29 protein-coding genes, 1 tRNA gene and 1 other annotated feature are annotated in these 23224 nt (G+C 45.3%); of the genes, 26 read left to right on the plus strand and 4 right to left on the minus strand.

Annotation, left to right across the window (positions count from 1 at the left end; translation table 11 throughout):
• The first annotated feature begins 4 nt into the window (after positions 1-4).
• The 8 genes from FFM78_RS01390 (at position 5) to glnA (ending at position 6489) form a co-directional block, all read left to right on the plus strand.
• Positions 5-676: a rhomboid family intramembrane serine protease gene (locus tag FFM78_RS01390; RefSeq protein WP_137636649.1), complete on the plus strand. Its 672-nt coding sequence runs from the start codon at positions 5-7 to the stop codon at positions 674-676.
• 33 nt (positions 677-709) lie between these two features.
• Positions 710-928 (plus strand): YqgQ family protein, encoded by a 219-nt coding sequence (locus tag FFM78_RS01395; RefSeq protein WP_137636650.1) that lies wholly within the window; start codon positions 710-712, stop codon positions 926-928.
• Positions 929-933: 5 nt separating this feature from the next.
• Positions 934-1896 carry an ROK family glucokinase gene (locus FFM78_RS01400; RefSeq protein ID WP_137636651.1) on the plus strand — a complete coding sequence of 321 codons (963 nt, stop codon included), beginning with the start codon at positions 934-936 and terminating at the stop codon, positions 1894-1896.
• Positions 1897-1926: 30 nt separating this feature from the next.
• Positions 1927-2319, plus strand: coding sequence for a rhodanese-like domain-containing protein (locus tag FFM78_RS01405; protein WP_137636652.1), 393 nt, complete (start codon positions 1927-1929; stop codon positions 2317-2319).
• 82 nt (positions 2320-2401) lie between these two features.
• Positions 2402-3331 carry a tRNA (adenosine(37)-N6)-dimethylallyltransferase MiaA gene (gene miaA / locus FFM78_RS01410; protein WP_137636653.1) on the plus strand — a complete coding sequence of 310 codons (930 nt, stop codon included), beginning with the start codon at positions 2402-2404 and terminating at the stop codon, positions 3329-3331.
• A gap of 17 nt (positions 3332-3348) precedes the next feature.
• The gene (locus tag FFM78_RS01415) at positions 3349-4611 is read left to right on the plus strand and encodes a methionine gamma-lyase family protein (protein WP_137636654.1); all 1263 of its coding nucleotides are present in this window, start codon (positions 3349-3351) and stop codon (positions 4609-4611) included.
• A gap of 94 nt (positions 4612-4705) precedes the next feature.
• Positions 4706-5104, plus strand: a complete 399-nt coding sequence (locus FFM78_RS01420) for a MerR family transcriptional regulator (protein WP_137636655.1) — start codon at positions 4706-4708, stop codon at positions 5102-5104.
• Between the two features lie 53 nt (positions 5105-5157).
• Positions 5158-6489 carry a type I glutamate--ammonia ligase gene (gene glnA / locus FFM78_RS01425; protein WP_137636656.1) on the plus strand — a complete coding sequence of 444 codons (1332 nt, stop codon included), beginning with the start codon at positions 5158-5160 and terminating at the stop codon, positions 6487-6489.
• 168 nt (positions 6490-6657) lie between these two features.
• Here the strand turns inward: glnA and FFM78_RS01430 are convergent, their stop codons facing one another.
• Positions 6658-9042, minus strand: coding sequence for a Xaa-Pro dipeptidyl-peptidase (locus tag FFM78_RS01430; RefSeq protein WP_137636657.1), 2385 nt, complete (start codon positions 9040-9042; stop codon positions 6658-6660).
• 353 nt (positions 9043-9395) lie between these two features.
• Between FFM78_RS01430 and FFM78_RS01435 the strand changes: the two genes are divergently transcribed.
• On the plus strand, positions 9396-9629 hold the full coding sequence (locus FFM78_RS01435) for a hypothetical protein (protein WP_137636658.1): 234 nt from the start codon (positions 9396-9398) through the stop codon (positions 9627-9629).
• 34 nt (positions 9630-9663) lie between these two features.
• Here the strand turns inward: FFM78_RS01435 and FFM78_RS01440 are convergent, their stop codons facing one another.
• Both FFM78_RS01440 and FFM78_RS01445 read right to left on the minus strand, forming a co-directional pair.
• Positions 9664-9978, minus strand: a complete 315-nt coding sequence (locus FFM78_RS01440) for a DUF2628 domain-containing protein (RefSeq protein ID WP_137636659.1) — start codon at positions 9976-9978, stop codon at positions 9664-9666.
• A gap of 124 nt (positions 9979-10102) precedes the next feature.
• Positions 10103-10176 (minus strand) — tRNA-Arg (locus tag FFM78_RS01445).
• Positions 10177-10334: 158 nt separating this feature from the next.
• Positions 10335-10407 (plus strand) — a sequence feature (ribosomal protein L21 leader region).
• A 10-nt stretch (positions 10408-10417) separates the two neighbouring features.
• Here FFM78_RS01445 and rplU point away from each other — a divergent pair.
• From rplU to recN, 14 genes are all read left to right on the plus strand, one after another.
• Positions 10418-10729, plus strand: coding sequence for a 50S ribosomal protein L21 (rplU, locus tag FFM78_RS01450; protein WP_137636660.1), 312 nt, complete (start codon positions 10418-10420; stop codon positions 10727-10729).
• 19 nt (positions 10730-10748) lie between these two features.
• Positions 10749-11081 carry a ribosomal-processing cysteine protease Prp gene (locus FFM78_RS01455; protein WP_137636661.1) on the plus strand — a complete coding sequence of 111 codons (333 nt, stop codon included), beginning with the start codon at positions 10749-10751 and terminating at the stop codon, positions 11079-11081.
• Between the two features lie 30 nt (positions 11082-11111).
• Positions 11112-11405, plus strand: coding sequence for a 50S ribosomal protein L27 (gene rpmA / locus FFM78_RS01460; RefSeq protein WP_137636662.1), 294 nt, complete (start codon positions 11112-11114; stop codon positions 11403-11405).
• A gap of 284 nt (positions 11406-11689) precedes the next feature.
• Positions 11690-12766 carry a M24 family metallopeptidase gene (locus FFM78_RS01465; protein ID WP_137636663.1) on the plus strand — a complete coding sequence of 359 codons (1077 nt, stop codon included), beginning with the start codon at positions 11690-11692 and terminating at the stop codon, positions 12764-12766.
• A gap of 128 nt (positions 12767-12894) precedes the next feature.
• Positions 12895-13452: an elongation factor P gene (gene efp / locus FFM78_RS01470; protein WP_137636664.1), complete on the plus strand. Its 558-nt coding sequence runs from the start codon at positions 12895-12897 to the stop codon at positions 13450-13452.
• Positions 13453-13487: 35 nt separating this feature from the next.
• Positions 13488-13919, plus strand: coding sequence for an Asp23/Gls24 family envelope stress response protein (locus FFM78_RS01475; protein WP_137636665.1), 432 nt, complete (start codon positions 13488-13490; stop codon positions 13917-13919).
• A complete protein-coding gene (nusB, locus tag FFM78_RS01480) occupies positions 13916-14335 on the plus strand; it encodes a transcription antitermination factor NusB (RefSeq protein WP_137636666.1) in 420 nt (139 codons plus the stop codon). Before FFM78_RS01475 ends, nusB begins: the two co-directional genes overlap by 4 nt.
• Before the next feature lie 75 nt (positions 14336-14410).
• On the plus strand, positions 14411-15262 hold the full coding sequence (locus FFM78_RS01485; protein WP_137636667.1) for a bifunctional 5,10-methylenetetrahydrofolate dehydrogenase/5,10-methenyltetrahydrofolate cyclohydrolase: 852 nt from the start codon (positions 14411-14413) through the stop codon (positions 15260-15262).
• Complete coding sequence (gene xseA, locus FFM78_RS01490) at positions 15255-16613, plus strand: exodeoxyribonuclease VII large subunit (protein WP_137636668.1); 1359 nt, start codon at positions 15255-15257, stop codon at positions 16611-16613. The genes FFM78_RS01485 and xseA overlap by 8 nt, the downstream gene beginning before the upstream one ends.
• Positions 16614-16631: 18 nt before the next feature.
• A complete protein-coding gene (locus FFM78_RS01495; protein ID WP_137636669.1) occupies positions 16632-16865 on the plus strand; it encodes an exodeoxyribonuclease VII small subunit in 234 nt (77 codons plus the stop codon).
• Positions 16858-17736 (plus strand): polyprenyl synthetase family protein, encoded by an 879-nt coding sequence (locus FFM78_RS01500; protein ID WP_137636733.1) that lies wholly within the window; start codon positions 16858-16860, stop codon positions 17734-17736. Before FFM78_RS01495 ends, FFM78_RS01500 begins: the two co-directional genes overlap by 8 nt.
• A gap of 14 nt (positions 17737-17750) precedes the next feature.
• A complete protein-coding gene (locus FFM78_RS01505) occupies positions 17751-18578 on the plus strand; it encodes a TlyA family RNA methyltransferase (protein WP_137636670.1) in 828 nt (275 codons plus the stop codon).
• Positions 18579-18786: 208 nt separating this feature from the next.
• On the plus strand, positions 18787-19242 hold the full coding sequence (gene argR, locus FFM78_RS01510; protein ID WP_171001812.1) for an arginine repressor: 456 nt from the start codon (positions 18787-18789) through the stop codon (positions 19240-19242).
• 106 nt (positions 19243-19348) lie between these two features.
• A complete protein-coding gene (gene recN / locus FFM78_RS01515) occupies positions 19349-21052 on the plus strand; it encodes a DNA repair protein RecN (RefSeq protein ID WP_137636672.1) in 1704 nt (567 codons plus the stop codon).
• A 143-nt stretch (positions 21053-21195) separates the two neighbouring features.
• Here the strand turns inward: recN and FFM78_RS01520 are convergent, their stop codons facing one another.
• A complete protein-coding gene (locus FFM78_RS01520) occupies positions 21196-21543 on the minus strand; it encodes a hypothetical protein (protein ID WP_137636673.1) in 348 nt (115 codons plus the stop codon).
• Positions 21544-21873: 330 nt separating this feature from the next.
• On the opposite strand from FFM78_RS01520, the gene FFM78_RS01525 reads away from it, so the two are divergent.
• The 3 genes from FFM78_RS01525 (at position 21874) to rpoZ (ending at position 23048) form a co-directional block, all read left to right on the plus strand.
• Positions 21874-22101, plus strand: coding sequence for a YdbC family protein (locus FFM78_RS01525; RefSeq protein ID WP_137636674.1), 228 nt, complete (start codon positions 21874-21876; stop codon positions 22099-22101).
• A gap of 69 nt (positions 22102-22170) precedes the next feature.
• Complete coding sequence (gmk, locus tag FFM78_RS01530) at positions 22171-22791, plus strand: guanylate kinase (protein ID WP_137636675.1); 621 nt, start codon at positions 22171-22173, stop codon at positions 22789-22791.
• Positions 22788-23048 carry a DNA-directed RNA polymerase subunit omega gene (rpoZ, locus tag FFM78_RS01535; RefSeq protein WP_137636676.1) on the plus strand — a complete coding sequence of 87 codons (261 nt, stop codon included), beginning with the start codon at positions 22788-22790 and terminating at the stop codon, positions 23046-23048. Before gmk ends, rpoZ begins: the two co-directional genes overlap by 4 nt.
• Positions 23049-23224 lie beyond the last annotated feature (176 nt).

Genomic DNA, 23224 nt, shown 5'->3' on the forward strand with positions numbered 1-23224 from the left:
AATAATGCAGCGAACATTGAGACAGTGGCGCAACGGCCCGTGTATGATGTATTTCTTTTTAGGCCTACAAATTTTAGTTTATTTGGTATTGACCCTTTTTGGTGGCAGTCAAAATACCAGTGTGTTGGTTTATTTTGGGGCTAAAGTCAATCCGCTGATCCAGCAAGGCGAGTGGTGGCGTCTGATCACGCCGATTTTTTTGCATAGCGGCTTGACACATATCGCGGTCAATTCGGTCACCTTGTATTTTATTGGAATGCAGATTGAAGAATTATTCGGTCATTGGCGGTTTGCGGTGATCTATTTATTAAGTGGGATCACCGGTAATATTGCAAGCTTTGTCTTTAATACGGGAATCTCAGTAGGTGCCAGCACGGCGCTATTTGGTTTATTCGGCGCTTTTTTCATGCTGATGGAGGCCTTTCGGCAAAATACCGCTTTGCGAGCAGTCGGGCAACAGTTTGGTTTGTTCATTATTTTGAACTTAGCATTTGATCTGTTTATTCCGGGGATTGATCTCGCTGGGCACGTTGGTGGCTTACTTGGTGGCTTTTTGATCGCTAATGTTGTCGGTGTGCCCCGCGTGCGTAGTGTTTCTAAGTTGCGGCGGATCGTGGCTGGAATCGTATTAGTGGCAGCCAGCGTTTTCTTCCTTTATTTAGGGTTTACTAAATGAACTTTCACGTTATAATTGTGGGGTTATTGCAAAATGAAAACATTATATGATGTTCAACAATTGCTCAAAAAATACAATATCTTTGTGCATCTTGGTAAACGTTTGTGGGATATTGAATTGATGGCGATCGAGTTAGATCATTTGTACGAAGCAGCCGTAGTCGATCATGACACTTACCTTCGTGCCAAAATGGTCCTTGAACGGGAACATCGTGTTGAAGAACGACATGAAAAACAAACTGGAGGTAAGTGACAAACATGGATAAAAAATTAATTGGCGTTGACCTTGGTGGTACAACCACAAAATTCGCGATTCTAACGGTGGCAGGTGATATTCAGCAACGTTGGAGCATTGATACCAATATTCTGGATGAAGGGGCGCACATTATTCCCGATATTATTGCTTCGATCAATCATCACGTTAAACTATACGATATGACGGCAGATCAATTTGCTGGTATTGGGATGGGTTCTCCTGGTACCGTTGATCGGGCGCTAGGAACGGTGATCGGTGCGTATAACTTAAATTGGAAAACTTTGCAACAGGCGAAAAAAGAGATCGAAGCGGGTACTGGAATCAAATTTGCCATTGACAATGATGCCAACGTTGCGGCTTTAGGCGAACGCTGGAAGGGTGCCGGTAACAATGATGATAACGTCGCCTTCGTTACTTTAGGTACTGGTGTTGGTGGCGGCATTATCGCTGACGGCCATTTACTGCATGGTACTGCCGGTTCTGCTGGTGAGATTGGGCACGTGACCATTGATCCGGAAGGTTACCTTTGTACTTGTGGCAAAAAAGGTTGCTTAGAAACGGTTGCTTCTGCTACCGGCGTGGTGCGTGTTGCTCGAGATATGGCTGAAGAATTTGCGGGCACGTCACAATTGAAACAGATTTTAGATGACGGCAACGAAATTTCGTCTAAAATTACCTTTGATTTGGCCAAACAAGGCGATCCGTTGGCCGTTATGGTCGTGGATAAGGTTGCTAAATATTTAGGCATCGCTTTGGGTAATGTCGGTAATACCCTAAATCCTGCGTTCATCGTGATCGGTGGTGGCGTTTCGGCGGCTGGAACTTTCTTGTTGGATCAAGTACAGGCCTATTTCAATGAATATACCTTCCCCCAGGTTCGGGATACGACGCAATTAAAATTAGCGGAATTAGGTAACGTAGCCGGTGTGATCGGCGCCGCTTCGTTAGCGTTAGAATTTGTTTAGGTGGTACTTTTTCAGGGAGGTTAGTTGGTCATGAATTGGAATTTTATTTTAGAAGCTTTGGTTATTTTGGGTCTGCTTTTTTTAGCGGGACAGCAGGTTTACCTGATGATTCAGCGTAAGCGTGTCGGTACAGAATTAAGCGAAGAAGAATTTAATGCGGGTATGCGTAAAGCGCAGATCATTGATCTACGGGAAAGTAAATATTTTGTGTCTGGTCATATTCTCGGTGCCCGCAATTTACCGTACTCGCAATTAAAGCAGCGTTTTGGTGAAATTCGTGCTGATCTGCCAGTTTATTTATACGATCAAGGACGGACTCTAAGCACACGAGCTGCGATCCAGCTACACCGCAAAGGTTACCAACATATTTTCTGGTTGAAACGTGGTTTTCAGGACTGGAACGGGAAGACCAAGCGTAAATAGCAAAAATAAGGCTGGCTCAATCTACTGATTGGCGTCAGCCTTTTCTTATACCGTAAGCAGAAAAATGATCGGAGGAGTCACCATGCCACAACAGAAAATCATTTTGATCGTTGGCCCGACCGCCGTAGGTAAAACGGCATTAAGTTTAACCTTAGCCCAAACTTTTGGTGGGGAGATTATTTCTGGTGATTCGATGCAAGTTTATCAGGAATTAAATATTGGCACGGCCAAAATTCAGCCGGCAGAAATGCAAGGCATTCACCATCACTTGTTGGATATTTGCTCGCTGACTGAACCGTTTACCGTCGCCGATTTTCAAAGGTTAGCTGACCAGGCGATCACGGCGATCGCGCAACGCCAGCGGCAACCCTTTATTGTTGGTGGTACAGGGTTTTATTTACAGTCATTATTACGTGGGTATCATTTAGGTGGGGCCACTAGTGCTGGCAGTTCGATGATCCGGGCCAAGTGGCAACGAATTGCCACTGAACAGGGTGTGGCGGCGTTACAGGCGGCGCTGGCCCAAGTTGACCCTAGTAGTGCCGCAAAGATTCCGGCTGGCGATAGTCGCCGCCTGATTCGGGCCTTAGAAGTTTATGAGCTGACCGGTAAGCCGATTTCCGCGCAAACGGATCAAGTTAATGCGCATTATCGACCTTTTATCATCGGTTTGACTACAGCCCGCGAGCAGTTGTATCAACGGATTGATCAGCGCGTTGAACAAATGCTTACCGCTGGTCTATTGCAGGAAGCGCGCTTCGTTTATCAGCGGCGCCAACAAGCACCACAGGCGAGCAAGGCTATCGGTTACAAAGAATTCTTCCCGTATTTTGCGGGGGAGATCCCGTTGGCGACTGCGGTGGCCAAGGTGAAGCAAAACTCACGGCATTTTGCCAAACGGCAATTAACCTTTTTCCGTAATCAGCTGCCGACGCATTGGTATGATCTACTGGCGCACCCTGAGCAGTTGACCCAGATCAAAGCTGATGTGACACAGTTTTTATCAGAATAACAACAAGGAGATTTATCATGGAAGAAAATTGGCAACAACTTGATCCTAAATTACAGGCATTGGTGGCCCAGGTCAATGTACAGATCCAACCCCAGCTCGCCAAAATTGGCCAACAAGTGCTGTATAATCAGCACAAAGTTTTGACTGCCTTTCGCGAACAGCAGGTAGCGGCCACTAGTTTTGCTGGTACCACCGGTTATGGTTACGACGATGAAGGTCGGGATCAATTAGATGCAGTTTATGCACAGGCCTTTGGTGGTGAAGCGGCGATTGTTCGGCCACAATTTGTTTCTGGGACCCACGCCATTGGTACCGCCTTTTTCGGTTTATTACGGCCAGGCGATGAGTTACTTTATTTAACAGGGATGCCGTATGATACCTTACAAGAAGTGATCGGCGTAGCCGGTAATGGTGTCGGCTCGCTTAAGGAATTCGGGATCAGCTTTGATTATGTGCCGCTGACAACTGCTGGTAAGGTTGCAGTGGCGCAAATTGCGGCCCATTTGAAGCCGCAAACTAAGGTAGTGGCGATCCAACGTTCCCGGGGTTACGCAAGTCGGGACAGCTTTACGATCGCTGAGATCGCGGCGATGATCAAAGCGGTGCGCCAATTAGCGCCAGATGTCACGATTTTTGTGGACAATTGTTACGGTGAATTTTCGGAGACTCAGGAACCCTTGGCGGTTGGTGCGGATTTAATGGCTGGCTCCTTGATCAAAAACCCAGGTGGGGGGATCGCCAAAACCGGTGGTTATGTTGCCGGGCGGCGGGATCTAGTCAAAAAAGTTGGCTATGCATTAACCGTGCCTGGGATCGGTGCCGATGAAGCTGCAACTTTGAATAATCTAAGTGACATGTTTCAAGGTTTCTTTTTGGCGCCCCATGTTGTTGGCGAAGCGCTTAAGGGCGCTGTTTTCACGGCAGCATTATTAGGCCAATTAAAGTTAGACGTACACCCAACTTGGCAAGCACCGCGGACTGACCTGATCCAAACGGTTAATTTTGGCAACGCGTCGGCTATGGTTACTTTTGCTAAAGCGATTCAGCAATTTTCACCGATTGATGCTTATGTGGCCCCGATTCCTAGCGCAATGGCGGGTTACGAAGATCCGATCATTATGGCGGCCGGAACCTTTGTTCAAGGGGCTAGTGTCGAATTATCGGCTGACGGTCCGCTGCGGCCACCCTATACGTTGTATATTCAAGGCGGATTGACCTTTGAGCACGTTCAATTAGCGATCACCGCTGCGGTCAACGCCGTCTTTTTTAGCCAGAAATAAAAACACACTTTTTATGTTATAAAACATAACATCTCCTGTTGACAAACGAGTTACAGCTTGCTATGATAAGTTTGTCTTTAAAAGGAGGGTCGCTATGAAAGAGAAGGAATTACGGCGTTCATTATCTGTTTTTCCGATCGGTACGGTAATGAAATTAACTGACCTGACTGCTCGGCAAATTCGCTATTACGAAGAGCAGCAATTGATTCAGCCTCAGCGCAACGACGGTAATCGGCGGATGTATTCACTGAATGATATTGATGTTTTATTGGAGATCAAGGATTATCTCGCAGAAGGCATTAATATGGCTGGGATCAAACATATTTACGAAATGCAAGAACAGGAGCAGGAAAAGAAACAAGCTGCCTTGAAACGTCCGGTAACTGACGAGGATGTTCGGCGCATTTTTCACGATGAACTTCTACAACAGGGCCGGCTAAACAATGATGAACAGGGCCACTCAACGCTGTTTCATACGCACAAACCGCTTTAAGGACAGCTACAGGTGATGTTAATTTTGGTTACTAATTTGAAGGAGCGATGACCATGGCTAGAAAAAGCTACACTAAAGATCAGATCCGTAAAATTGCGCAAGATGAAAATGTTCAGTTTCTCCGTTTGATGTTTACTGATATTGGCGGCGTGATCAAAAACGTTGAAGTGCCAGTTGATCAGTTAGATAAAGTGTTGGAGAACAAAGTGATGTTCGATGGTTCTTCAATTGACGGCTTTGTCCGAATCGAAGAAAGTGATATGTACTTATATCCTGACCTAGATACTTGGATGATTTTCCCATGGGGATCTGAACACGGGAAGGTTGCACGCTTGATCTGCCGGATCTACAACACAGATGGCACACCATTTATGGGTGACCCGCGGAATAACTTAATTCGCGTGATCGACGAGATGCGAGCGGCAGGTTATACTGATTTTAACATCGGGCCAGAACCGGAATTCTTCTTGTTCAAACTAGATGACAAAGGTGAACCTACACTGCAACTTAACGATAAGGGCAGTTACTTTGACTTTGCGCCGGTCGATCTTGGTGAAAATTGTCGTCGCGACATTGTATTGGAACTGGAAAATATGGGCTTTGAAGTGGAAGCTAGTCATCATGAAGTGGCTCCGGGTCAGCATGAGATCGACTTTAAGTACGCGGATGCTTTAGAAGCCGCTGATGATATCCAAACCTTCAAGTTAGTCGTTAAAACCGTTGCCCGTAAGCATGGGCTGCACGCAACGTTTATGCCAAAACCACTTGATGGGATCAACGGTTCAGGCATGCACATGAACATGTCACTTTTCCACGATAAAGGTAATGCCTTTTTTGATGCCAAAGATGAAATGCAACTTTCAACCGAAGCTTATTATTTCTTAGCTGGTTTGTTGAACCATGCTCGGGGCTTAACGGCCATTGCCAACCCTACCGTTAATTCGTATAAACGTTTAGTTCCTGGTTTTGAGGCGCCGGTTTATGTGGCTTGGTCCGGCAAAAACCGTTCGCCATTGGTCCGGGTACCAGCAGCACGTGGTTTATCCACTCGTTTAGAATTGCGTAGTGTCGATCCAACGGCTAATCCGTATTTGGTTATTGCGGCAATGATGGAAGCAGGGCTAGACGGTATTCGCAACAAGATCGAACCTCGGCCTGCCGTTGACCGCAATATCTACCGGATGGATGAAGATGAATTGAAGGCAAACCACATCACGGATCTACCTTCGACTTTGCACAATGCATTGAAAGACCTGCAAAATGATGAAGTGTTACGCACTGCACTGGGTGGTCATTTGTACCAAAGCTTTATGGAGTCTAAGCGTTTAGAATGGGCTTCATATCGTCAAGTCGTCTCCCAGTGGGAACGTGATCAATACTTATAACTCTATTAGTTATGAATAGGGAAATTAAAAAAACGAAGCCGTTTTAACGACTTCGTTTTTTTGCGGAGCTGGGACCTAATAGCGCAGCTCCGTTTTTGTACTGCCGAACAACATCGCCAAAACGTATGCCACAAGGCAGCCTTATGGCACATTCTCTTTTTGTCACTGTTAATGCTTAGTGAAGGGCACGCTTAATTGGCAAGCATTTAGGTCCAGCTGGTAGGTAGCAACGGTTTGCGGTCGCAGGGTCATCCCCATATCGCTGGCGTATACGATGACACCAAGTTGATGACCAGCAGCAACTTGGAAATGAGTAGGCTGCAATTCAAAATTAACCGTATAGAAGTTGTCAGGCACCACCGGCAAACTCACCCGGTTGCTTTGCCGATTTTGCAAATTAATATGGCCACGGGTGATAACTTTAAAATCGGTGGCCGGCTGTAATCTGAATTCCACTAATTTATCGGTTTGGCCGGCTGGATCGAGCCGGTAGCCCTGCCGATCGAGCAATGTTGGGTCGGCCCCTAGGCGCTGCATCCGCCCGTAATCGACAACTAATACACTGAGCAGCCCTGTCGGTTGGTCAACGGCAGCCTGTAGGGTAACAATAATATTACCATCAATGATCAGCGGTTGCGCCAGCGGTGCGGTTTTTAAACGTACCTGATTTGTGGCATAGATAGAATTTTCGGCAATAAAATCAGTGCGCCATTGGGCTTCATCTTGTTGCTGCTGTTCAAATAACCGGCGATTGTCGTCTTTAAAACTGACAAAAGCGGCATCAGTCGGCTCTTCTAGAGTTAAGGCCGCAGGGGTAAAGTGATATAATTGCCGCTTACGGTCAGCTGGTGCCCAATCGTGGTGCCCACGCCAGGTTTCGGGTTGCAAATTATCCTGAATGATCACATTAGGTAGTACAGCCGGCGCGTTATTAGCGATACCGTACAATTCATAGCTCAACCACAAATTCATCATATCGCTAAAGTCCAACGACGGCATATTGTTAATATAGATATGTTGCCCTTGGTGCAAAATTAACTTCCGCTGCACGCCGGTCGTTTTTAAGGCTTGCCACAGCTTTTCCACGTTACGCGGCTTAACGTTCCAGTCATTAAGCCCGTGGACCATGACAATATCGGCTTTGACGTGACCAATATTGCGTCGATAGTTACGTTGGTCCCAAAAATCGTTATAATTGCCGGTTTTACGGTCTTGCCCTTGGCGCAATTGAGCCAATTCAGCGGCAAAAATTTGTTTGACTTTAAGATAGTCGGCGGCGTCTTTTTGCCGCGAAAAGCAGAGCTCAGCCAGTACATCAGTGTCTTCACCTTGACAGTCAATGGGGGCGACAACTAGGCCATTGTCACGATAATAATCGTACCAGCTGGAGATCGCGGCTTCCGCAATGATAGTTTTTAAGCCGGCCACTCCCGTTGTTGCGGCCGCTACAGCCAAAGTCCCAAGGTATGATTTACCCGTCATCGCCACATTACCGTTACACCAAGTGGCCTTGATGGTGATATTATCAGTACGATTGGTGAAGGCGCGGCGTTTACCGTTTAGCCATTCAATAATGGCAATGGTCGATACAGTTTCGGCTACTGAGCCGCAAGTGCGAATGCCATCAGAATCACGGGTGCCGATCCCACCGGCATAAACTGTTGCAAAACCACGGGCTAATAGATAGTCGTTTAAAGCATAACTACTAAGATCAGTGGCGGTTTTTTCCGTTTGGGTTGCTTGACCGGCAACTTTTCGCGGTGCCGGAATAGCCGGTTCCGGTGCTGCTGGCGTTTTAACAGCAGCCGTCTTGACGGGTAACGCTTGATCAACATCATGTAACATGGCATCAACAGCGTTTATCCCTTTAAAATAGGGATTAGCGGTATATAAGGCCGGAATTTTTAAATCGTCAGTGACCCGGGGCCGAAAAATCGTGGTGGCCAATAGATCGCGGTGGCCATCTTGGTCTGTATCCAGTGGCGCCTCGATGTAAACAACTTCTTTGATCAAATCATGCGTATCAAAAACTGCCTGAGCCTTACCATTGAAGAAAAGCGGCCGTGGTCCAGTATAATCAGCAAAAAAACCGCGGTTAGCTAGATCATCCAAGAAAGTCAGTCCCAACTTATTGTGGGTCGTTAATAATAGGTAGATGTTGGTCAACAAAGTTGTATTATCTACTGGATCAGTCGCGTCGAAGACAAGCTGACTAGCGCGCATAAATTTAAATGGCGTGGCCAGATCAAAGTCACTGCCAACTTCAAAACCAAGTAATTGTAAGGCTAGATTATAAAATTGTTGTGCCGAAAGGGCTGTAGGTGCGGCTAAAAAGTCACTGCCAGTTGTTTGTTCATCAAGTAAAAGCTTAGCGATGGCTTCGTTCTGACCACTTTTAGTGGCAGCTTCAGGAAAACAGCGGTGTAGAAAATGAGTTAAATTTGCGGCTAACGGTTTTTGCGTTGCGTCAGCCGTGAATAGGCCAATATTCTGTAATTCGGTCAACGCTTGCTCGGCGGCAACGTGAATCTGTGCAAATTGATTAATTTTCAATAATAGGACCCCCAAAATAGGTTTGCCTCTATTATTGATTAAGTGTTGCTAAAATACAAACATGAAATGCAGTGCCACTGGTAGAATTCTGCTATAATTAAAGTCGGAAGTTTTGGACGATAGCTTGCACTTTCTTACCAATTTAGATTAATACGCGCAAGCTAAGCGTGTTTATATGACATGCTCGAGTAAAGGAATGATGACTTATTCAAAAATTAGCAAATGGTCAGTGGGACTGGCCAGCGTACCAGACATTTTTACCGGAATTTGCGGCCATCTATCGGGAAGTTGACCCAACCGTTGTTACTGATTTCGATCGTTACGCGCAAGCCTTTCCCACCCGCCAAGAAATTATGCAGCACTATGATAAAAGCTGGTACGATCTTAAGCGTGGTGCTGGCTTGGCGTTTGCACCGCAATCATTATCGGCTGGTGAACTATTGAACATGGCCAGTGAAATTTTTGCTGACGATCCAGTGAGCTTAACTTCACTGCAGCGCTACGGCATCACCGCGGCCTTATTGGCGGAACGGTTTGGCAGTGTTGAGCAGGTTTTTAAATTGCTTAAAGTTATACCGGAAGACTAAAAAGGCAGACTATAGGTCTGCTTTTTTGTTAGAATCAGTCGTATAAAGTAAAATGACGACTAAGTAATATTTGTTTCGCTGCACTGTCGGCGGCGTGATAACCTTGGCGCAAAAGTTTGTTGATGTAGATTCGATTATAAATAAAGGCGCAAAGGATTGAATAAATACTAGCACCGATACCGTACGATGGTAGACCTATAATCAGTTGGATAATTAAGCCGATCAATGCCCATAGCCAATCGCCACGAAATAATGCCGGCCAAAAGCCAAAGAAAAATGTGGTCCATGAAAAGCCAATCTTAACTTGTTTCAATTGCTTAGTTCGCGGATTTGTTAAATTAGCGCGCATGACTAACGTCTCCTCGTGATGGTAAAAATCAACCGTTATTAAAAATAATAGCTATTATGAAAAATTGAAATATAATTAAATATGAAAAAAAACGTGCACCTAAAATTAGGTCCACGTTAAATGATGCCTCGAGTGGGATTCGAACCCACGGCCTACGGTTTAGAAGACCGTTGCTCTATCCAGCTGAGCTATCGAGACAACAACAGTACTGATTATAAAGTAATTTTAATACTGCTGTCAATAACAAATATGACCAGTGTTTGGCGCTGGGTTATCTGAAAAATTAATAAGATGTGATAAACTATTTGCAACTTGCGGCGATTATTGGTATGATATTAGCGTTGTAATTGTGGCTGCCACAGCTACAACCGCTCGAAACGAGTTCAAGTCGGGAAACCGCACTTGTTTTCGGCGAGTCTAAGACGAGGAGGTGCAGCATATGTACGCAATTATTAAAACCGGTGGCAAACAACTTAAGGTCGAAGCAGGTCAAAAGATCTGGATCGAAAAGTTGGATGCTAAAGAAGGCGACGAAGTTACTTTTGACGACGTTGTTTTGGTTGGTGGTGAAGGTGACACTAAGATCGGCACACCAACCGTAGCAGGTGCTACCGTTACGGGTACGGTTGAAAAACAAGGCAAGGAAAAGAAAGTTGTTACTTACAAGTACAAGCCTAAGAAGCATAGCCATAACAAAGTTGGCCATCGTCAACCCTACACGCGTGTCTTGATCAACGCAGTTAACGCATAATTAAAGAATAGGTGGTTGTATGATTCAAGCACAATTTGAGCGGGATCAGGCCGGAGTAATTCATTATTTTGGCTTAACTGGGCACGCTGATGCCGGCCCTTACGGTAGCGATATCGTCTGTGCCGCTGTTTCGGCAGTTGCCATCGGCGCTGTTAATGGCATCGAACAGATCGCGGCAGTTAAACCGCAGGTCACTGCTGATTCAGTCAACGGTGGTCATCTGGAGTGTCGCTTACCCGGTCATTTGAATAATGAACAAGCTAAAACTACACAAGTGATTTTAGCCACATTATTATTGAGCTTGGAAAGCATTGCGGCCGATTATTCTGATTATGTTACAATTAAAAAATAAGTACGATAAACGCATAGGAGGTGCACGGATATGTTGAAAATGGATCTACAATTCTTCTCTCATCATAAGGGGGGCGGTTCAACTTCTAACGGTCGTGATTCTGCTGGTCGTCGTTTGGGTAGCAAACGCGCTGACGGTCAAACTGTTACAGGTGGTTCAATCCTCTATCGGCAACGTGGCACAAAGATTCATCCCGGTGTCAACGTCGGTATCGGTGGCGATGATACGTTATATGCTTTAGCTGATGGCGTTGTTAAATTTGAACGTTTCGGCAAAAACAAAAAGAAAGTTTCTGTTTACCCAGCTGAAGCTGCCGCTAAATAAGAAATTTCAAAAGCTTCGGAACAAAACTTTGTTGAGTTCCGGGCTTTTTTTGTTGTCTTAAGTTGGATTACAAAAAAGCAATCGCAAAGAATCATTCTGCAGGGTGTGCGTTCGGGGTCTTGGCCAGGTTAAGGGAGCGTTGCTTTGGCAAGGTGGTGGTTAAACACGCTAACTATTTCAGTCACCGAGTCTAAGGACCATTTTGTTTAGCGCTATTCTTTGTTATAATAGAAATTAATTTAGTTTGCACTTAAATGTTGCAGTAACAAGAAAAGAGGCAAACGATGGCACAGAGATTAACTGGCCTACGGGACAAGTTAGCCGCCATTGATCTGGATGGTATTATGATCACGAATGCGGCAAATTTGCGTTACTTAACAGGTTTTACCGGGACGACCGGGGCAGCGTTGATCACCCGATCTAGCGCGTTTTTCGTTACTGATTCCCGTTATACGCAGCAGGCCTATCAACAGGTTGCCCCAAACGGTTTTGCAATTGTAGAAAATAAAGAACCATTATACGTTGAAATTGGTCATTTGTTGGCAAAATTACAGCTGACAACTTTAGGTTTTGAAGCTGACCATATTTCTTTTAATACTTACGATGATCTAGCGGATATTTTCGATGTTGGGTTGGTACCCACCTCCGGGATCGTTGAACAGTTGCGGCAGGTAAAGGATATTGATGAGATTAATTTGATTCGGGAAGCAGCTGCTATCGCTGATCAAGCGTACCAGCATATCTTGAATATGGTCCATCCAGGGATGACTGAACGCCAGGTCGCCAACGAACTTGATTTTTATATGCGTAAATTAGGGGCTAGTGGTGTTTCTTTTGAGACCATCGTGGCGAGCGGACCGCGTTCGGCCATGCCCCATGGTGTGGCCACCGATAAGCCGATCGCACCTCATGAATTAGTTACTTTAGATTTTGGTTGTTACTATCAAGGCTACGTTTCTGATCTGACCCGCACTTTTGCAGTTGGTGAGCCGGATGCTGAATTAAAGCATATTTATCAGGTTGTTTTGGCGGCACAACAACAAGTGATCAAAACTGCCCGTGCTGGTCTAACCGGCCATCAATTTGATCATGTTGCGCGCCAAGTGATCACCGCCGCTGGCTATGGTGATTATTTTGGGCACGGCACCGGCCACGGCATTGGGTTGGAAATTCACGAAGCACCGCTGGCAACGCCTAATGCTGATGATCTAACTTTAGTTGACGGTAATATCATTACCGATGAACCTGGTATTTATTTGCTAGGTTTAGGGGGCGTACGGATCGAAGATGATTTGCTGATTATGTCGTCAGGGAATCAAGTACTGAACACGGCGCCTAAAAAAGAATTGATTATTGTGTAAAAACTTGCCAACTAACGGCACGACTTGCTATAGTTAGTTGATGCTATTTTTTAGCTGTGCGGTGGCTTAAACCGGGGCACATAGGTGGTTCTAGTGTAGGCACCGTAATTTGAAGGAGGAACATTTTCGTGATTTCTGTAAATGATTTTAAAACGGGTTTAACGATCGAAGTTGATGGTGAATTATGGCGGGTCGTTGAATTTCAACACGTTAAGCCAGGTAAAGGGAGCGCCTTCGTGCGGTCTAAGCTGAAGAATCTACGGACTGGTGCCGTTCAGGAAAAAACTTTCCAAGCCGGTAAAAAGGTTGGCAAGGCGCAAATTGATAACAAAAAAATGCAGTATCTGTATCAAGATGGTGATAATTATGTCTTCATGGATACCAATACTTATGAACAATTATCGTTGCCGACAGAACGGATCAAAGATGAATTAAATTATCTAAAGGAAAACATGGTGGTCAATTTGATCATGTATGGTAGTGAAACTTTAGGTTTAGAATTACCGAATACCGTTGAGCTGGATGTGGCCGAAACTGAACCAGGCATTCGTGGTGCAACGGCTTCAAGCAGTCCTAAACCAGCAACCATGGAAACCGGCTTAGTGGTCCAAGTGCCATTTTTCATTAATAATGGGGATAAGTTGATCATTAATACCCAGGATGGTTCCTATATTTCACGAGCTTAAGCGCTGGATTCATTAAGTAATAGGAGGTTTATATTATGGCTGAAGATACAAATATCGTTTTAGATAGTAAGAACACCGCCCGTTTAGGCAAAATCGAAATTGCCCCTGAAGTGATCGAGATCATTTTAGGCATCGCAGCGAGTCAAGTTGACGGTGTTTATAAAATGCGGGGTACTCTGTCATCTAGTATTAGTCAATTACTTGGTCGGGAAGATCGAGGAAAAGGCGTTAAATTGGTAGTGACGGACGGTCAGATCCAAGCGGATATTTATGCTTATCTGAATTATGGCGTGTCCGTACCGCAAGTTGCTTTAAAAATGCAAGATACGATCAAGGAACAATTGTTATTTATGACTGATTTAGATTTAGCGGAAGTCAATATTCACGTGGTGGGTGTTGTGCCGGAAAAATTGGTTAACGCGGTTGATCCCAATAATTTATTTGCTGAAGATGGTGAGGATAAGTGATTAATCGACATGAGATCCGCGAGTATGCCTTTCAAACTCTGTTTGCCATCAATGCCAATCCGGACGTTGATCAACAAGGGTTAATGGAATCATTGGCAGCAGCCCCTGGTGAAGAAGTTGAATTACCGGCTTACTTATTGAGTTTGGTGGCTGGCGTTCAGGCTAAAACGCCGCAATTAGACGAAGCAATCAGCCAACATTTAAGTGCGAATTGGTCGCTGGCTCGTTTGGCTAAAACTGACTTAGTGATCCTACGGGTCGCGGTTTATGAACTGTTAGAAGTACCAGATGTCCCGGCTAAAGTTGCGGTTAATGAGGCTTTGGAGATCGCCAAAAAATATAGTGATGAGCGTTCGCGTAAGTTTATCAATGGTGTGCTTTCAGCAATCGTGCGCCAACATGATTTGGTTGAATAAACAGTAAAATAATTAGGGCTGGGCAACATGACTTAGGTTGTGGGTCCAGCTTTTTTAGAAAGTGAGTGCGCAAGGGTGAAAAAATTAGATGGTAAAGTCGCGGCCCAGGCCCTGAGCCTGGAACTACAACAACAGATTGCTGATTTAAAAGCTAACGGAGTAACGCCAACCTTGGCGGCGATTTTGGTTGGGGATGATCCAGCTAGTCAAGTGTACTTACAAAGTAAGCAAAGGCGTGCGGCTAAGTTTGGGTTACAGTTAATGACTACTACATTACCAGCAACGACCACTACGGCAGACTTGATCGCGGTGATCACGGCATTAAATCAGGATCCGCAGGTCAACGCGATCATGGTGGAAATGCCGTTACCGCAGCAGATCGATCGCCAGCAGGTTATCCTAGCGCTGGATCCAACCAAAGACGTTGACGGTGTCCACCCGCTAAACTTAGGGCATCTGTTTGCCGGTGCTCCCCACGCTATTCCCAATACACCCTACGGTATTTTAAAATTGTTGGATCATTATCAGATCAAGGTCGCTGGTAAACATGTGGTTATGATCGGCCGTAGTGTGGTCGTTGGGCGGCCACTGGCAGCGTTGTTGTTGAATCGGGACGCAACCGTGAGCATTGCTCATAGCCACACTGAAGATCTAACGGGTTTGGCGCGCCAAGCCGATATTTTGATCGTAGCTGTTGGTCAGGCTCATTTTATTGACGCTAGTGCGGTTAAGCCTGGCGCCACTGTGATCGATGTCGGAATGAATCGCTTGGCTGACGGGCGCTTAGTCGGGGATGTGGACTATGCTAGTGTGGTAACCACTGCCGGTGCGGTGACACCCGTACCCGGTGGCGTGGGTCCGATGACGAGCCTAATGTCACTTTATCAAACCGTGCAGTTAGCAAGGAGTCAAACAAATCATGGCTGAACAAACGGATTATTTAACGGTCACCACTTTGACCAAATATTTAAAGGCTAAATTTGAGCGGGATCCTTATTTGGATCGGGTTTATTTAACTGGTGAAATTTCTAATTTTCGTCTCCGGCCCAATGCGCATCAATATTTTAGTTTAAAAGACGATCACGCTAAAATTAGTGCGATCATGTTTCGTTCGGCTTTTAATAAAGTAAAATTCACCCCAGAAGAAGGGATGAAAGTGCTGGTGGTCGGCCGAATTTCACTATATGAACCTAGTGGGAGTTATCAGATCTACATTGAACGCATGGAGCCGGATGGGGTCGGTGCTTTTTATCAGGCCTATGAACAATTAAAAAAGAAATTGGCGCAGGAAGGTTTATTTAATGCGCCAAAGCAACCGTTGGTGCGTTTTCCTAAGCGCATCGCCGTGGTCACCAGTCCCAGCGGCGCGGTGATTCGGGATATTATTACGACCACGCGCCGCCGCTTTCCCATTGCGCAATTAGTTTTGTTCCCGACGGTGGTGCAAGGTAATGATGCCGCTGCGGATATTGTGGCTAAAATTCAGCAGGTTAATCAATTAGGTGATTTTGACACCTTGATCGTTGGTCGGGGTGGTGGTTCAATCGAAGACCTGTGGCCGTTTAACGAGGAAATTGTTGCCCGGGCGATTTTTGCCAGCCAAGTACCGGTGATCTCTTCAGTTGGTCACGAAACCGATACCACGATTGCCGACCTAGTTGCGGACGTCCGTGCGGCTACACCAACTGCAGCTGCGGAATTGGCGGTGCCTGTTCTCAGTGATGAAGTGGTGAAGTTACAACAACAACAGGTCCGCCTATTACAAGCACTGCAAAATCGGATCGCTTTAGCCAAAAAACAAGTTGAGCGCTTACGGCAATCATACGTTTTCCGGCAGCCACAACGCTTGTACGATGGTTATTTACAAAATGTCGATCAATTAAATCGCCGGCTACAAACAGGCTTTAAACAAGTGCTGCAAGTTAAGCAGCAACAGGCTTTGTTAGCTGCTAGCCACTTACAGCAACACCAACCACAGGCGCGGGTCCAACAAGGCCAGCGGGATGTGGCGCGCCTGCAACAACAATTAGTGGTGGCCATGCAGCGTTACTTTAAATCCCAGCAGCAGAAGGTTCAACAGCAGATCCAATCGTTGGATTATTTAAGTCCTTTGAAGATCATGGGTCGCGGGTATAGCTACGTCACCGATGATCGCGGTAATGTGTTAAAGCAGGCCGCAGATTTCAAACCGAATCATGAAGTTGCGTTACATGTCACCGATGCAGTGGTTAAAACTAAAGTGCTCAGTGTGACGCCACAACAAGCAACGGATAAATAAGAACGGAGGCCGTTTTAAATGGCAGAACCAACATTTGAAAATAATTTGGAAGCATTGAATACGATCGTCACAAATTTGGAACAAGGTGATATTCCTTTAGAACAAGCGCTAAGTGAGTTTCAAAAGGGCGTTACCTTAAGTAAAACGCTGCAGGATACCTTGACCCATGCAGAAAAAACGTTAACTAAAATGATGGCTGAAAATGGTACCGAAGTCCCATTTGAAGAAAAAGGAACTGACCATGATGATTAAATTTGCGGATTTTCGGGCTGAATTGACGCCGGCGGTAGATAATTTACTGGCCATGAAATTGCGCCATGATGTTGCTGAGCCTACGTTACAAGCGGCGATGAGTTATTCTGTGATGGCGGGGGGCAAACGGTTGCGGCCTTTGTTATTGTTAGCGGTGGTCCAAACCTTTCGGGCTAACTTGATTCCAGCAAGCTTGCAAGCTGCAGCTGCGATCGAATTGATCCATACTTATTCGTTGATCCATGATGATCTGCCAGCGATGGACAATGATGATCTGCGCCGCGGGCAAGCGACGAATCATAAAAAATTTGGCGAAGCAATGGCAATTTTGGCCGGTGACGGCTTGCAACCGTTAGCATTTCAATGGCTTAGTGATACTAGTTTTACTGCGGCGATCAGGGTTCAGTTGATCCGTGAGCTGGCTAATGGTGCCGGTCCGGTTAATATGGTTGCTGGGCAGGTCGAAGATATGCAAGGCGAGCAAAAAACGCTGACCTTGGCTGAATTAAAGGCTTTGCACCGTCGGAAAACGGGGGCGCTGCTGCAAGCCAGCCTGTTGATGGGGGCGACGATCTGCGCGTTAGATGAAAAGCGCACCGCTGCTTTAGCCGCTTACGGCGCTCATTTAGGCCTGGCCTTCCAGATTCGCGACGATATTTTAGACGTTACGAGTACCGCAGCTGAGTTAGGCAAACCAGTGCATCAGGATCAAGCTGCTAGTAAAAATACTTATCCCAGTTTATTAGGCTTAGCCGGCGCCCAAACGGCCTTGACCACGGAATTAGCGGCTGCGCGCCACGCATTAGATCCGTTGGTAGCTTCCACTGATATTAGTTTGTTGGCTGAATTCTTAACGGTTTTGGCTAAATAATGGAGGCAGAATAAATGAAAAAAGAACGGATCGACGTTTTATTGCAGCAACAAGGCTTTTTTGATTCCCGCGAGCAGGCAAAACGGGCGGTAATGGCTGGGGAAGTTTATGATGCCAATAATCAGCGCTACGACAAGCCAGGTAGCAAGCTGCCTAACGATACCGTGTTACATTTAAAAGGTAAACACATGCCGTACGTCAGTCGTGGAGGCTTGAAATTAGCCAAAGCGTTGAAAGTCTTTGCAATCGACGTTACCGCTAAAACTGTTTTAGATATTGGCTCGTCCACTGGTGGCTTTACCGATGTGATGTTACAAAATGGTGCGGCCCGTAGCTATGCACTGGATGTGGGAACCAATCAATTAGTTTGGAAATTACGGGAAGATCCCCGGGTCACGGTGATGGAACAAACGAATTTTCGTTATAGTAAATTAGCCGACTTTACCGCAGGTCAACCTAGTTTTGCGTCTATTGATGTTTCCTTTATTTCGTTGCGCCTGATTTTACCCAATTTGGCGACAATCTTACAGCCAGGTGGCGACGTTGTGGCTTTGATCAAACCGCAGTTTGAAGCGGGACCTGAAAATGTAGGCAAAGGTGGTATTGTGCGCGATCGCAAGGTTCATCAAGCTGTTTTGCAGACGATTCTTGATTTTGCGCTTGCCCATCACTATGACGTGTTAAATTTAGACTTTTCGCCGATCAAAGGTGGCGAAGGGAATATTGAATTTATTACCCATTTACGGTTGAATCTAGACGCGGCAGGACAATTGGCACCTAATGTTTCGATCGAAGCAACTTTGCAGGCGGCCTATCAGGCTTTAAACGGGGCCAAGGCCTAAAAATCAGCTGGCCAGCGTTGGGTACTGAACGTAAGGTAACCGGTTTTATTTTTGGGAAGCTAACTTGAAAAGCAGCTTTACGCTTTAAAATTTAAGCCTTGCGCCCATCATTATAATTGCATAATAGACAATTGCCGGCAGATAACGCTTTAATTTTGTTAGTGAATAAGCTATCATGAAGTTAGAATCTGGAAAGCAAGGTGACGGTATGCGAAAATCGGAGCGGCAGCGCTTGATCAAGCAGCTAATGAATGAAAATGACATTCAAAAACAGGAAGATTTTGTTACATTACTCGAAAATTCCGGCGTAAAGGTTACCCAGGCAACTATTTCGCGGGATATCAAGGATATGCAACTGATCAAGGTACCGTCACCTGGTGGCGGTTACCGCTACAGCTTACCTGCACAACAAACGGTGGATACGGAAAAGAAGTTGAAACGAGTATTGTATGATGCTTATGTTTCGATGGCTATTCAGGATTATTTTATTGTTTTAAAAGCATTGCCAGGTAACGGAACGGCAATTGCAACGTTGATCGACCAAATGGAATTTGCGGATACTTTTGGCACTATTGGTGGTGATGATACGGTTTTGATCATCGCTAAAACGCCAGCGGCCGCGCAGGATCTATATCAGATATTGACGAACTTGCTTGAGCGTTAAGCAAGTTCTTTGTTTTTAACGCTAATTTCGTTTTTTTGCGAATTTTAAATAGGAACCTTGATTAACGGCAATGGTGACTATTTCCTGATGGTGAAGGAGGATTTTTGTGCTACAAGAGTTAGATATTCGTGATTTTGCGATCATTGAAAAATTGAATATTGCTTTTCAAGCAGGCATGACGGTTTTAACTGGGGAAACTGGCGCCGGCAAATCAATTATTATTGATGCAGTGGGTGTTTTGGCTGGTGGCCGGGGCTCGCAGGAATTTATTCGCCAAGGCGCCAGTAAAATGCGTTTGCAAGGCTTATTTCATTTGCCGGAAGCGTCAGCGACGTTTGCCGTGTTGGATAAGTATGGTATTGAGCATGCTGATAGTGATATTTTGTTGCAGCGTGATTTATACCGAACTGGGCGCAACGTTTGCCGGATCAACGGCCAGTTAGTCAATACCACCACTTTAAAAGAAATCGGCGAAACGATCGTCGATATTCATGGTCAAAATGAGCATCAGGAATTGATGCACCCAGAGAAACATTTAGCGTTATTAGATGAATTCTACAAAGTGAAAATTGGGCCGCAGCGGCAAAAATATACGACGGCTTATCTTGAATATCAGCGGCTGAACAAGGCTTACCAAAAACGGATCGCACACGCCAAGGAATGGGCGCAACGCTTAGATATGCTGCGTTTTCAAGTGGATGAAATTGCTACGGCCCAGCTGCAGACGGATGAAGAAACAACCTTGGAAAGCGAGCGGGCACGGCTCAGTAATTTTCAACGGATCACGGCCGCTTTAAAAACTAGTTATACGGCCATTGCTGGGGATGAAGTCGGGACCATGGATCATATTGGGGCCGCAATGGCTGAATTACAACAGATCGCCGCGCTGGATCCGGCGTACCAGGAATTAGCGGATAATGTGCAAACGGCGTATTATACCCTCCAGGATGCGGCTTCAGAATTGTTGAACCAAGCTGATTTAATGGAGTGGGATGAAGGCCGCCTAGATGAAATTGAGAAGCGGTTAGAACTGATCCAACAATTAAAGCGTAAATACGGTGATAGTATCGCCCAAATCCTCAGCTATTACACTAAGATCAAGGCCGAATTAGAACAGATGGAAGCCACTGACGACAATGAGGATCAACTGGCGCAGCAAGTGGCCACAGCACAGCAAACCTTATTAAAATTAGGCCGGCAATTATCTAAAACACGCCAGCAAGGGGCTAAAAAGTTAAGTCAAGCGATCCACCAGCAGTTAGCGGCATTATATATGGAAAAAACCGTTTTTTCTGTGCACTTTAAACCGGTTGCCGCCGAACACTTTTTTGCGACTGGCATCGACGATGTGGAATTTTACATTCAGACTAATCCAGGTGAAGCGGCGGGACCGTTAGCCAAAATTGCTTCTGGTGGGGAGCTTTCCCGGATGATGTTGGCGTTAAAAACGATTTTCACCCGTAGCCAGGGAATCACCAGCATTATTTTTGATGAAGTGGACACTGGGGTCAGTGGGCGTGTGGCCCAAGCGATTGCTGATAAAATTTCTGCGATCGCCCGTTTTTCACAAGTTTTGTGCATCACCCATTTACCACAAGTCGCGGCGATGAGCGATCAGCATTTCTTCATTCGTAAGCAGGTCAGTGGCCAACGTACAAAAACAACCTTGGTGCAGTTGGCTCCGGCCCAACGTGTGGACGAATTAGCACGAATGCTTTCCGGCACGGCGGTTACGAAATTGACGCGTGAGCATGCAAAAGAGCTGCTGCAGTTGGCTGAAGTGGAAAAAAAGCGGCTGCGTCAAGCCTAAAACAAGGGTGTGTTCAAAGGCTGCTATAACGTACGATCCAGTTATATTTGTTCGGCAGCGCAAAAAAAGACGGTTGCACCATAAATAACTTATGGCACAACCGTTTATTGTTTGCTTACTGAAAAATACGTTGCATAAATGAACTATGCAGCTGGATTTAAGGCGATATAGCGGATCGCATTGGCCGTAACTAAGTGAATCAATTTGTGGTCATTAGCGGTAAAAATGATCGTGTCGCGTTGGCGGCGTTCAAAATAGCCACTGATAGCCGTTTGACCACCATGATCAAAGTCATTGAATTGTACGGTAACGGCGAGTTTCTTATTTAAGGCTTGTGTGAGAAATTGTTCGATTTGGAATTGAGGCATCTGGGGACAAGCTTGGTCAGACGTTTGCGGCGTTGCTGCTGGGATTTCAAAATCAACCAGCTTCTGGTAAGACGATTGTAAATGCGTGCTAAATTGTTTTAAAGTTGCTTGGTTAAATTCCATTTTTTATTGCCTCCGAACATTTGTTTGTAACTCTATTATACGAACAACTGTTCTAAATTGCAATGCTTTTTTAAATTTACGCGTTAAATTCTTCAGTTTGTGCAGCAAGCATATGCTAGAATATGAAGAGCACAGTGACACAGCAAGTTTAGAAAAATTGTAGGTAGCAGCATAACATATTATCATTTTCGGTTTCATTTGTCTTCAATAACGACTTGTTTTTTATTGGTCAAAATGAAAGGTCACGGAGTCCGTGCGTACCGTTAAGTTTGTGGGTTGATCGGTACTAAAATTGTTTTTATTCATGTTCTGAGAAAGTAGGTGGATTTAATGGCAGCAGCGTTAGACTTCACGATTGAAGAGACCATCGGCGTTTTAAGCACAAGTAAAAGTGGGTGGACTCGAGAATTGAATTTAGTCAGTTGGAATGGTCGGCCAGCTAAATTTGATCTGCGTGATTGGTCACCGGATCACAGTAAAATGGGTAAGGGCTTAACGCTGACCAATGAAGAAATTGATCAGTTGCGGCAACTATTAACGGGTATGATCAGCGACTAGACTTGAAAAATCATGAAAAAAAGTGCAAAATAGAGATTAAAATTTAGTCAGTAGAAGGAGAATTAACCGATGGCGACACGCGGGATGTTAATCGTTTTATCTGGCCCCTCTGGTGTAGGTAAGGGCACAGTACGTAAGGCAATGTTTCAGGATCAGCAACGTGATTTTGTATATTCGATCTCAATGACCACCCGGCAACCACGGCCAGGCGAAGTTAACGGGGTTGATTACTATTTTTGTAGCAAGGAAGAATTTCAGCAAGAAATTGCTAATGATGGTATGCTAGAGTATGCGCAGTATGTTGATCATTATTACGGCACACCGTTAAAATACGTTAATCAAACCTTAGATTCAGGCAAAGATGTTTTCTTGGAGATCGAAGTTAACGGGGCGATGCAGGTTCGGGAGAAATGTCCTGACGGTGTTTTCATCTTTTTGACGCCACCAGATCTGTCCTCATTGAAACAACGGATCAAAGGCCGTGGTTCTGAAGATATGCAGACAATCGATAAACGGATGGTCAAGGCTGTTGCTGAGATCAAAATGATGCGGCAGTATGATTATGCAGTGGTCAATGATACAGTAGCCAATGCAGTGCAACGGATAGAGAACATTATTGAAAGTGAACACCTACGCGTGCCGCGGGTTATTTCACAGTATGAGAAAATGATAGGAGTTGGCGAAAAATGATTTTATATCCTTCAATTGATAAATTATTGGACAAAGTAGATTCACGCTATTCATTGGCAGTTTTATCCGCTAAGCGGGCACATGAGATCGAAGCAGGTGGCATTAGAATGTTACCTGATAGCGACTATCATTCACCACAGACAGTGGGCCAGGCTTTGGAAGAAATCGCTGATGGTGAAGTGATCGTGGACCCAACTTCATTGATGACGGAACGCGAAGCAGAAGCACAGGATCAAGCAGATAAGCACGAAAAATAGTGTTTAGGCAATTAAATGTAACTTTAGGTGAAGAGTTCGGCGGATACTGACCACGAGCTCTTTTTCTATACGGTGGCTTGAATTGGGTTAGGTAGCTAATAAAAATTAACGCCAACTGATTCACGTAACACAGATTAGGGTTTTCTGCTACAATAGCTATATTGAACGGCGTGTGT

Origin of the sequence: Loigolactobacillus binensis (genome assembly GCF_005405165.1) — a bacterium.
In the GTDB taxonomy this organism is placed as follows: Bacteria; Bacillota; Bacilli; order Lactobacillales; family Lactobacillaceae; genus Loigolactobacillus; species Loigolactobacillus binensis.

What these genes read in the sequence shown, in the direction of transcription:
- FFM78_RS01390 (WP_137636649.1), top strand. Translation starts at nt 5, where the DNA reads ATGCAGCGAACATTGAGACAGTGGCGCAACGGCCCGTGTATGATGTAT.
- FFM78_RS01395 (WP_137636650.1), top strand. Translation starts at nt 710, where the DNA reads ATGAAAACATTATATGATGTTCAACAATTGCTCAAAAAATACAATATC.
- FFM78_RS01400 (WP_137636651.1), top strand. Translation starts at nt 934, where the DNA reads ATGGATAAAAAATTAATTGGCGTTGACCTTGGTGGTACAACCACAAAA.
- FFM78_RS01405 (WP_137636652.1), top strand. Translation starts at nt 1,927, where the DNA reads ATGAATTGGAATTTTATTTTAGAAGCTTTGGTTATTTTGGGTCTGCTT.
- miaA (WP_137636653.1), top strand. Translation starts at nt 2,402, where the DNA reads ATGCCACAACAGAAAATCATTTTGATCGTTGGCCCGACCGCCGTAGGT.
- FFM78_RS01415 (WP_137636654.1), top strand. Translation starts at nt 3,349, where the DNA reads ATGGAAGAAAATTGGCAACAACTTGATCCTAAATTACAGGCATTGGTG.
- FFM78_RS01420 (WP_137636655.1), top strand. Translation starts at nt 4,706, where the DNA reads ATGAAAGAGAAGGAATTACGGCGTTCATTATCTGTTTTTCCGATCGGT.
- glnA (WP_137636656.1), top strand. Translation starts at nt 5,158, where the DNA reads ATGGCTAGAAAAAGCTACACTAAAGATCAGATCCGTAAAATTGCGCAA.
- FFM78_RS01435 (WP_137636658.1), top strand. Translation starts at nt 9,396, where the DNA reads ATGCAGCACTATGATAAAAGCTGGTACGATCTTAAGCGTGGTGCTGGC.
- FFM78_RS01440 (WP_137636659.1), bottom strand. Translation starts at nt 9,978, where the DNA reads ATGCGCGCTAATTTAACAAATCCGCGAACTAAGCAATTGAAACAAGTT.
- rplU (WP_137636660.1), top strand. Translation starts at nt 10,418, where the DNA reads ATGTACGCAATTATTAAAACCGGTGGCAAACAACTTAAGGTCGAAGCA.
- FFM78_RS01455 (WP_137636661.1), top strand. Translation starts at nt 10,749, where the DNA reads ATGATTCAAGCACAATTTGAGCGGGATCAGGCCGGAGTAATTCATTAT.
- rpmA (WP_137636662.1), top strand. Translation starts at nt 11,112, where the DNA reads ATGTTGAAAATGGATCTACAATTCTTCTCTCATCATAAGGGGGGCGGT.
- FFM78_RS01465 (WP_137636663.1), top strand. Translation starts at nt 11,690, where the DNA reads ATGGCACAGAGATTAACTGGCCTACGGGACAAGTTAGCCGCCATTGAT.
- FFM78_RS01475 (WP_137636665.1), top strand. Translation starts at nt 13,488, where the DNA reads ATGGCTGAAGATACAAATATCGTTTTAGATAGTAAGAACACCGCCCGT.
- xseA (WP_137636668.1), top strand. Translation starts at nt 15,255, where the DNA reads ATGGCTGAACAAACGGATTATTTAACGGTCACCACTTTGACCAAATAT.
- FFM78_RS01495 (WP_137636669.1), top strand. Translation starts at nt 16,632, where the DNA reads ATGGCAGAACCAACATTTGAAAATAATTTGGAAGCATTGAATACGATC.
- FFM78_RS01500 (WP_137636733.1), top strand. Translation starts at nt 16,858, where the DNA reads ATGATTAAATTTGCGGATTTTCGGGCTGAATTGACGCCGGCGGTAGAT.
- FFM78_RS01505 (WP_137636670.1), top strand. Translation starts at nt 17,751, where the DNA reads ATGAAAAAAGAACGGATCGACGTTTTATTGCAGCAACAAGGCTTTTTT.
- argR (WP_171001812.1), top strand. Translation starts at nt 18,787, where the DNA reads ATGCGAAAATCGGAGCGGCAGCGCTTGATCAAGCAGCTAATGAATGAA.
- FFM78_RS01520 (WP_137636673.1), bottom strand. Translation starts at nt 21,543, where the DNA reads ATGGAATTTAACCAAGCAACTTTAAAACAATTTAGCACGCATTTACAA.
- FFM78_RS01525 (WP_137636674.1), top strand. Translation starts at nt 21,874, where the DNA reads ATGGCAGCAGCGTTAGACTTCACGATTGAAGAGACCATCGGCGTTTTA.
- gmk (WP_137636675.1), top strand. Translation starts at nt 22,171, where the DNA reads ATGGCGACACGCGGGATGTTAATCGTTTTATCTGGCCCCTCTGGTGTA.
- rpoZ (WP_137636676.1), top strand. Translation starts at nt 22,788, where the DNA reads ATGATTTTATATCCTTCAATTGATAAATTATTGGACAAAGTAGATTCA.